Raw genomic sequence first — 8,641 nt, 5'->3', positions numbered from 1 at the left:
TAAAATTTTTTTACTTTTTTCAAATCGCTAACTTCTCAAAATAACTTCCACTTACCTGACCAAAGTGGAAATTAGTCTAAAACGGATTTTTATGGTGGAATTAAGTGTGAGACGTTTGAGTTAGAAATGAGGTACACTATGACAAAACATAAACACCTTACCCTTTCAGACCGTAACGATATCCAACTAGGCTTATAGCGCGGTGAAACCTTCAAAGCTATCGGACAATCCATTCTAAAAGACCCAACTACTGTTTCTAAAGAAGTCAAACGAAACAGACAAGTCCGAGAGTCTACATGCAATAATCTTCCTTGCCCTCTACTCAGTAAAGCTCCCTTTGTCTGTAATGGCTGCCCTAAAAGAAGACAAAATTGTGGCTATAAGAAGATTTTATACCTCGCTAAGCAAGCTCAAAAACAATACGAACAAACTCTTGTCGAAGCTCGTGAAGGAACTCCCCTCAATTCCAAGACCTTCTGGGACATGGACAAAGTCATTTCTGATGGGGTTAAAAAGGGACAACACATCTATCATATTCTGAAAACTCACAATCTTGATGTCAGCTCCTCAACCGTCTATCGGCACATCCGAAAAGGATACCTATCTATCGCTCCTATTGACCTAGTCAGAGCCGTTAAATTCAAAGAAAGACGGAAAAATAATCTACCTTCCATCCCTAAAGAAGACAAAAAAGGGCGTTCCTATGAGGATTTCCTAAATTATTTGGCTCTTAAGCAACTGAACTCTTGGCTGGAAATGGATACAGTTATGGGCAGGATGGGAGGTAAAGTCCTACTCACCTTCAATCTATCTTTCTGTAACTTTATCTTCGCTAGACTGCTGGATAATAAAACTGCTCTTGAGGTTACCAAACACCTCTATGACATCAAGAACACTCTTCACCAAGCTGACAAAGATTTCTTCCAACTCTTCCCTGTCATCCTGACAGATAATGGTGGATAGTTTGCCAGGGTCGATGATATCGAAATGGATGTGCGAGGAGAGAGTAAACTCTTCTTTTGTGACCCTAATCGCTCTGACCAGAAAGGCAGAATTGAGAAAAATCACACGCTGATTCGCGACATTCTACCTAAAGGAACTTCTTTTGACAACTTAACTCAAGAGGACATCAATCTCGTTTGTTCTCATGTCAACAGCGTCAAACGCGCTGCTTTAAATGGAAAGTCAGCTTATGAACTCTTTGCCTTTACCTATGGAGAAGAGATTCCTAAACTTCTAGGTATTTCTAAAATACCTGCAGAAGACGTCTGTCAGTCGTCTAAATTACTCCAACATAAGTTCTAAAAACTAATCTTTAACCCCATTCAAACGTCTTACACTAACTTCCACCATAGCGGAACTTAATCTGAAACGCTTTCAGATGAGGGGATTTTGTGCGCTCTTTTTTTCGATTCATTTTGGTTACAAAAGCGATGAAATCAAGCATGAGTAAAACCAGTGGAACTTACCCTGACACGGATTCTCACTGGTTTTTACGATTTTTATCACACTAACTTCCACTTGGATTAGCGGTGGAAGTTAGTTTGGGAATTTACCCTTTTTTCAAATCTCTAACTTCTCAAAGTAACTTCCACTTACCTAACCGAAGTGGAAATTAGTCTAAAACGGATTTTTATGGTGGAATTAAGTGTGAGACGTTTGAGTTAGAAATGAGGTCTACTATGACAAAACATAAACACCTTGCCCTTTCAGACCGTAATGATATCCAATTAGGCTTAGAGCGCGGTGAAACCTTCAAAGCTATTGGACAGTCCATTCTAAAAGACCCAACTACTGTTTCTAAAGAAGTCAAACGAAACAGACAAGTCCGAGAGTCTACATGCAATAATCTTCCTTGCCCTCTACTCAGTAAAGCTCCCTTTGTCTGTAATGGCTGCCCTAAAAGAAGACAGAATTGTGGCTATCAGAAAATCTTCTACCTTGCTAAACAAGCTCAAAAACAATACGAACAAACTCTTGTTGAATCTCGTGAAGGAACTCCCCTCAATTCCAAGACTTTCTGGGACATAGATAAAATCATTTCTGATGGGATTAAAAAAGGACAGCACATCTATCATATTCTGAAAACTCATAACCTTGATGTTAGCTCCTCAACTGTCTATCGACACATCCGAAAAGGGTACCTATCTATCGTTCCTATGAGGATTTCCTAAATTATTTAACCCTTAATCAACTAGACTCTTGGCTAGAAATGGATACCGTTATGGGCAGAATGGGAGGTAAAGTCCTACTCACCTTCAATCTATCTTTCTGTAACTTTATCTTCGCTAGACTGCTGGATAATAAAACTGCCCTTGAGGTTACCAAACACCTCTATGACATCAAGAACACTCTTCACCAAGCTGACAAAGATTTCTTCCAACTCTTCCCTGTCATCCTGACAGATAATGGTGGAGAGTTTGCCAGGGTTGATGACATCGAAATGGATGTGCGAGGAGAGAGTAAACTCTTCTTTTGTGACCCTAATCGCTCTGACCAGAAAGGGAGAATCGAGAAAAATCACACCTTGATTCGCGACATCCTAACAAAGGGAATTTCCTTTGACAACTTAACTCAAGAGGACATCAATCTCGTTTGTTCGCATGTCAACAGCGTCAAACGTGCTGCTTTAAATGGAAAGTCAGCCTATGAACTCTTTGCATTTACCTATGGAGAAGAAATTCCTAAGCTTCTCGGCATTTCTAAAATACCTGCAGAAGACGTCTGTCAGTCGTCTACATTACTCCAACATAAGTTCTAAAAACTAATCTTTAACCCCATTCAAACGTCTCACACTAACTTCCACTTGGATTAGCAGTGGAACTTAGTTTGGGAATTTACCGTTTTTTCATGAATTCCTAATGGGTACGGATGTCAAACTCTTTAAACACAATACGTAAGTCTCTTAGCACGCTTTGACGACCTCGGAATCGTTCATTGCTTAAGATGCGTTCTAGTTCTTCTTGTTGATCTTTAGTTTGTTTGTTTCTATAATCTCTTAGTGTTTCATGAAAGAGATAATAATCATCTAGCCAGAGACCGCCCTCACTTATACGATGACTTATCTCACCCACTTCTTCATAAAGCTCTTTATCATATCTCCGTTTGTGACTTTCTTGCTTACGGAGATAATCTAAAATTCGATTCCGGAATTTTGTTTTGAAATATTTACGTAAACGAGGAATATCTTCTGCCAGCTCTTCTTCTCTACTAATCAATTCATGTAGACATATCATTCCCTCTTGATCCCAGTCCGATAACTCCCATAAATGAAGGTAATATTCATTTCTACACTTATATACACTCCCCTGGACTTCTTCATACAATTCTTTAATCATTCTTTTCCCCTTTCTAAATACAGTTTAACAAATCAAAAAGCTAATTTGGTTATTTCTCCCCATTCTGTTCCCTACACCGTCTAAACTGCACAAAAAAAGAGAGGACAAGCCTCTCTCAGGGTTATTTTTCGTCATTCATTTTTGACTTTACTTCATCATAGGATAGTGCATGAGATTCCTCTTCTACTGTTTCAGGCATCTTTCCTGTTTCATAGAGAGATTTAATTTGTGTACTATCCAATGTTTCGTATTTCAATAATGCTTCTGCAATCAACTTGTGAGTTTCACGATTTGATTGGATGATTTCAGCAGCTTTATTTCGTGCTTCATTTAATAATGAACGAATTTCTTCGTCAATTTCATAAGCTGTTTGTTCTGAAATTGATTTTTGAGGACTCTGTGCCCCAAACATAGCATGATTTCCTTCATATTGTACTGGGCCAAGTTTTTCACTCATACCGTACTCTGTAACCATTGCACGCGCCATTTGTGTCGCTTGTTCAAAGTCGTTTGAAGCTCCTGTAGTTTGGACATTAAAGATAATTTCTTCAGCTACACGTCCACCCATTAAGCCAGCCAATTGCTCTTTCATATCTTCTTTAGATAGAAGCATTTGATCTTCCTTAGGAAGTGCAATCATGTAACCACCTGCACGACCTCTTGGTACAATTGTAACCTTATGAACAACACGGGCATTCGACAAGACTAGACCAACAATGGTATGTCCTGCCTCATGGTAGGCAACCAATTCACGTTCTTTTTGTGAAACTGTCTTATCTTTCTTAGAAGGTCCAGCAATAACTCTATCTTCTGCTTCATCAATATCTGAAGCATCAATTATCGATTTATTGCGACGAGCGGCAACCAAGGCTGCTTCATTCAAGACATTCTCTAAATCAGCACCAACAAAGCCTGGAGTTTGTTGAGCAACTAATTTCAAATCAACATCTTCTGCTAAAGGCTTGTTCTTAGCATGAACTTTCAAGATTGCTTCGCGCCCCTTAACATCAGGGCGACCAACCAATACTTTTCTATCAAAACGTCCTGGACGTAAAAGGGCAGGGTCTAGTACATCTGAACGGTTTGTAGCAGCAATGACGATAATCCCTTCATTTCCCTCAAAACCATCCATCTCAATCAAGAGTTGGTTCAAGGTTTGCTCACGTTCATCATTTCCTCCACCGAGGCCGACACCACGTTGGCGACCAACAGCATCAATTTCATCGATAAAGATGATAGCTGGTGCTGCTTTTTTGGCATCTTCAAAAAGAGAACGAACACGACTCGCTCCAACTCCGACAAACATTTCTACAAAGTCAGAACCTGAGATACTAAAGAATGGAACGCCTGCTTCTCCAGCAACTGCCTTAGCAAGCAAAGTCTTACCTGTTCCCGGAGGTCCCTCCAAAAGAACACCTGCTGGAATACGGGCTCCAAGTTTTGTAAATCGTTTTGGATCTTTTAAGAATTCAACAACTTCAACTAGTTCTTGTTTTTCTTCCTCAGCTCCAGCAACATCTGAAAATCTTACTTTAATATCTTCTTTATTTGCAGCTTTAGCCTTACTACGTCCAAAACTCATTGGGTTACGACCATTGCCTCCCCCCATATTTCCCATCATAGAGAATAGGAAGAAGAATAGAATTCCAAATGGCACAATGGATACGAGTAGATTAATCCACATACCACTTGAACTTTCATGCTTAACAGTTACTTCCGCTTTATGATCAGAAGCAAGCTTTTGCAATTCTGATACTGTGGTATCAGAGGGAAGAATAATACTTGAAAATTTCTCTACTGTTGTAACAGATGGAGAAAAGAACTGAATGCCTGTTTCTTCTTTACTTGTTTTAGGATTTTTATAGACACCCGAAACTTCGATAACACTGCCATTTGGTTGGTAGGTTAATTCTTTTACATTGTCATCGGTAATTTCTTTTACCAATTCTGTATAATTAATTTGCTCACTTTTCCCTGCAACACTACCTGTACTAAAATACTGGTAAGCTGTAACTAGGAAAAAAATAAGTAATAACCATAGAAATGGATTTTTAATTAAACCATTATTTTGTTTTTTCATTAAAAATTGTTCTTTCTAATTTGAATACACTTCTTCTTTCAATACTCCAACATAAGGAAGATTACGATAATTTTCTTTGTAGTCTAAACCATAACCTACTACAAACTCATTTGGGATAGTAAAGCAGGTATAGTCTGCCTCAATTTCTACAACACGTCCCTCTGGTTTATCCAATAAGGTTGCAATCTTAACAGAAGCTGCTTCTCTTGCAATAAACATATCTCGCAAATTCTTCAAAGTTTGACCTGTATCAATGATATCTTCTACAAATAGAACATGTCTTCCTTTGATATCTTGAGTCACATCTTGTTTAATATTGATAACACCACTACTTGCTGTTCCACCATGGTAGCTAGAAACCATCATGAAGTCCATTTCAATATGTGTATCAATATGTTTGACCAATTCAGCCATAAAAGGAATAGATCCTTTTAAAATCCCAACTAAAATTGGATTTTTTCCTGCATAGTCCTTAGTTAATTGAGCACCTAATTTTTTAGCAGCTTCTGTAATTTCATCGTGTGAAACGAGGATTTTTTTAATATCGTTTTCTAACATTTTTTTACCTATCTATTTTTTCTATATAAAGTACAGTGTTCATTATATCATTTTTCGTGTTTTTACTCAAATTACTGGTCGCAATTCCCAAAATTGAGACAATTTCACCAAATTGCTCAATAATCAGAGCAGATTTTCGCTTTTCCATAGGGATTTTCAAATCAATAAATAGACGTCTGAGTTTTTTTCTATGCCCATTTTGAATCAAAACATCTCCTGGTTTTCGATGACGAATGTGTATGGATGTTTCGCGTGAAACAGGTATTTGTTGAATTGATTCACCTTCTAAAGGAATTCCAAAGGAAAATGTGTATCCTTGATAAGATACCTGATTTTGATAGTGTAACACAAATTCATCTTCCTTTTCATCAGCCTGCGGACTGATTTTACAAATCTGAAACTGTTGATACTCTTTTATCAATTCATAGCCATTTTTAAGCGGATGACGATACTGGCTTTTAGTTTTTAAAATTTGCCGAACTTCTTCAAACTGAGCTTTTGTAAGATTCAAATCTGGAAAACGATTCAGATAAGTTTGAAGTAAAACTCTTTGTGTAGACTCAGAGTAAAACAATAGCTGCTGTAAATTTTCTACATCAATATTATTAGATAATTCAGCTATAGCTAGGTCATAATCTAAAATTTCATTACCGATACTTAAGATTGCATCCCTAAATCGAGGATTTTCTTTTTCTAATTCTGGTAAGTAAGAGTTTCGAATACGATTGCGAAAATAATGATTTTCCTGATTTGATGTATCTTCAAAGTGAAAAATTGGTGAAAAGTCTTTTTTATGGAAATGCAAGAAGGGCCGAATAATTTCTATCTCTCCGACTACTTGCTTCTCCTTAATTCCTGATAGATAGCGCAAACGAGTACCTCGAATCAAACGCATTAAAATCGTTTCCACCTGATCATCCGCATGGTGAGCAGTGACTAAGGCTGTCGCACCTGTCTTTTTCATGACCTCTTGAAAAAAATCATAACGAAAATGTCGAGCACGCGCTTCTGAAAATTCTCCTAAAAAATTGCTGACATAAATAGGAAGTCCAGCTTCAACAGCCAACTTCCTTAATTCCTGTTCTTCCCAATCTGATTCTACTCTCTGCTTATGATTCACATGAGCTAAAATCAGTTCAATTTCTAACTCTTTTTGATAAGTAGATAATACCTTAAATAGAAACATAGAATCTAACCCACCAGAAAGAGCTAGCACCACCTTAGTATGCTTTTTGAAATATCCCTTCTTGAGAAAATGATTTAAAAAATCTTGTTCCCTCATTTTAGAACCTCATAAACATCCTTAGCTATCTGAGAAATTGTATCATAATCAGAATTCTTAGTGAAAATAGAAAGAATAAATGGAGAATCTGCATAGACAACACCCGTATCATGCTCAAATTCGTCCGCATCCCCAATTTTATGAGCTACCTTCACAGAAACACCTTTGGCAATTCGCTGATTATCAAAATCTGTTTTAGTCAAAGACTCTAGCACAAATCCATTTTGATTATAAATAGCTTCCATGACCTTCCCAGCCATCTTGGAAGAAATCAATTTTTCTTTTGGATCCCAATCATCTCCCATAATGGCAGACATCTTGGATTTGAATGTGGCATCAGATTGGTTTGAAATGTAATATCCCAATATGTTATGAGCTACATTATCAGATTCTTTTGATACTTTTGTGATTAAGTCCTTGAGAGAATACTCCTTATTATCCTCTTTTTTAGGAAGACTACCACTTCCCTCTGGTTTATAAGAACCTGGAAAATCATTAACTGCTGATACGTATTTTACAGTCGTATCTAACTGATAAAGACCCTCATTTATTTTTTCTTGCGCATAATAGAGATAAGGGAGTTTCAAAACACTAGCTGCATACATCTTTTCATCTTGATTGATACCAGCTTCTTTTCCAGTAGTCAGTTGCTTAACATAAATAGAGAATGAATCCTTCTGATATTTTTCAGATAACATTTCTTGAACTTTACTCATCCGATTATCTTCTTCAGAAGTTGATTCTTTAGCTACCCATCCAACCTGATCAATATGTAGAAATTCTCTTCCTTCTACAAACATGGTCTTGTCGATTGATACTTGCGAATAAGCTGATAAGGATGATTTCACTTCTTTTAAATCATAAGGACTATTATACAGTTTAAAGTCAGATTCTAACCATACTTTTTTGATTGTTGGAGTCACCTCTGACTGATCATATAAAAATCGTTTGTCCGCAGCTATAAATTGATGATTTGATAGCTTAAATACCGGAATTCCTTGTTTATTTAAGTGCCACTCAGTTATTTGAAAACTTGTTTTGGGAGTCAATTTTCCAGTTTCTACCACTAAATCTTCATTTGCATAAACAGGAACCTCTCCATAAACCACGGGAGAACTTAATTTTTCTCTAAAATAAATACCAAAGTCAGATTGTGAAAGGTAATAAATTTCTTTCGAAGTATAGACGACTTCTTTTTCTGTGCTAACGACTTTTGAAATGGTCAATAAACTCGGTAGCAACAAAATAATTAAGAATTTACGCATTCTTCCTTTCCTTTTCTTCTTGTAAACGCAATAATTGATTTTTATCAGCCAATTCTTCCAATTTTTCATCTGACAAACTCAAAAATTGCTCTATTACGTCTAGTAAATTTTCCATTTT

At 36.9% G+C, this 8,641-nt stretch carries 6 protein-coding genes and 2 pseudogenes; 2 read left to right on the top strand and 6 right to left on the bottom strand.

Annotated features, from left to right (window positions below):
* Positions 1-219 precede the first annotated feature (219 nt).
* Positions 220-1,305: pseudogene (locus HT721_RS03830) on the top strand (IS30 family transposase).
* A 377-nt stretch (positions 1,306-1,682) separates the two neighbouring features.
* Positions 1,683-2,761: pseudogene (locus HT721_RS03825) on the top strand (helix-turn-helix domain-containing protein).
* Between the two features lie 97 nt (positions 2,762-2,858).
* Here HT721_RS03825 and HT721_RS03820 read toward each other — a convergent pair.
* From HT721_RS03820 to HT721_RS11255, 6 genes are all read right to left on the bottom strand, one after another.
* Positions 2,859-3,338, bottom strand: coding sequence for a sigma-70 family RNA polymerase sigma factor (locus tag HT721_RS03820; protein ID WP_173212989.1), 480 nt, complete (start codon positions 3,336-3,338; stop codon positions 2,859-2,861).
* A gap of 121 nt (positions 3,339-3,459) precedes the next feature.
* Entirely contained in the window at positions 3,460-5,418 is a 1,959-nt protein-coding gene (ftsH, locus tag HT721_RS03815; protein ID WP_173212986.1) for an ATP-dependent zinc metalloprotease FtsH, read from the bottom strand.
* 15 nt (positions 5,419-5,433) lie between these two features.
* On the bottom strand, positions 5,434-5,976 hold the full coding sequence (gene hpt, locus HT721_RS03810; protein WP_000892175.1) for a hypoxanthine phosphoribosyltransferase: 543 nt from the start codon (positions 5,974-5,976) through the stop codon (positions 5,434-5,436).
* Positions 5,977-5,980: 4 nt separating this feature from the next.
* Positions 5,981-7,258 carry a tRNA lysidine(34) synthetase TilS gene (tilS, locus tag HT721_RS03805; protein ID WP_173212984.1) on the bottom strand — a complete coding sequence of 426 codons (1,278 nt, stop codon included), beginning with the start codon at positions 7,256-7,258 and terminating at the stop codon, positions 5,981-5,983.
* Positions 7,255-8,523: a serine hydrolase gene (locus tag HT721_RS03800; RefSeq protein WP_173212982.1), complete on the bottom strand. Its 1,269-nt coding sequence runs from the start codon at positions 8,521-8,523 to the stop codon at positions 7,255-7,257. Before HT721_RS03800 ends, tilS begins: the two co-directional genes overlap by 4 nt.
* A complete protein-coding gene (locus HT721_RS11255) occupies positions 8,516-8,638 on the bottom strand; it encodes an SP_0009 family protein (RefSeq protein ID WP_000429334.1) in 123 nt (40 codons plus the stop codon). Before HT721_RS11255 ends, HT721_RS03800 begins: the two co-directional genes overlap by 8 nt.
* Between the last annotated feature and the right edge of the window lie 3 nt (positions 8,639-8,641).

Source organism: Streptococcus sp. 4094 (assembly GCF_013277125.1).
Lineage (GTDB): Bacteria > Bacillota > Bacilli > Lactobacillales > Streptococcaceae > Streptococcus.
The sequence above is the reverse complement of the archived record's forward strand: the minus strand, read 5'-3'. Positions and strand labels throughout refer to the sequence as shown.

What these genes read in the sequence shown, in the direction of transcription:
- hpt (WP_000892175.1), bottom strand. Translation starts at nt 5,976, where the DNA reads ATGTTAGAAAACGATATTAAAAAAATCCTCGTTTCACACGATGAAATT.
- ftsH (WP_173212986.1), bottom strand. Translation starts at nt 5,418, where the DNA reads ATGAAAAAACAAAATAATGGTTTAATTAAAAATCCATTTCTATGGTTA.
- HT721_RS03800 (WP_173212982.1), bottom strand. Translation starts at nt 8,523, where the DNA reads ATGCGTAAATTCTTAATTATTTTGTTGCTACCGAGTTTATTGACCATT.
- tilS (WP_173212984.1), bottom strand. Translation starts at nt 7,258, where the DNA reads ATGAGGGAACAAGATTTTTTAAATCATTTTCTCAAGAAGGGATATTTC.
- HT721_RS11255 (WP_000429334.1), bottom strand. Translation starts at nt 8,638, where the DNA reads ATGGAAAATTTACTAGACGTAATAGAGCAATTTTTGAGTTTGTCAGAT.
- HT721_RS03820 (WP_173212989.1), bottom strand. Translation starts at nt 3,338, where the DNA reads ATGATTAAAGAATTGTATGAAGAAGTCCAGGGGAGTGTATATAAGTGT.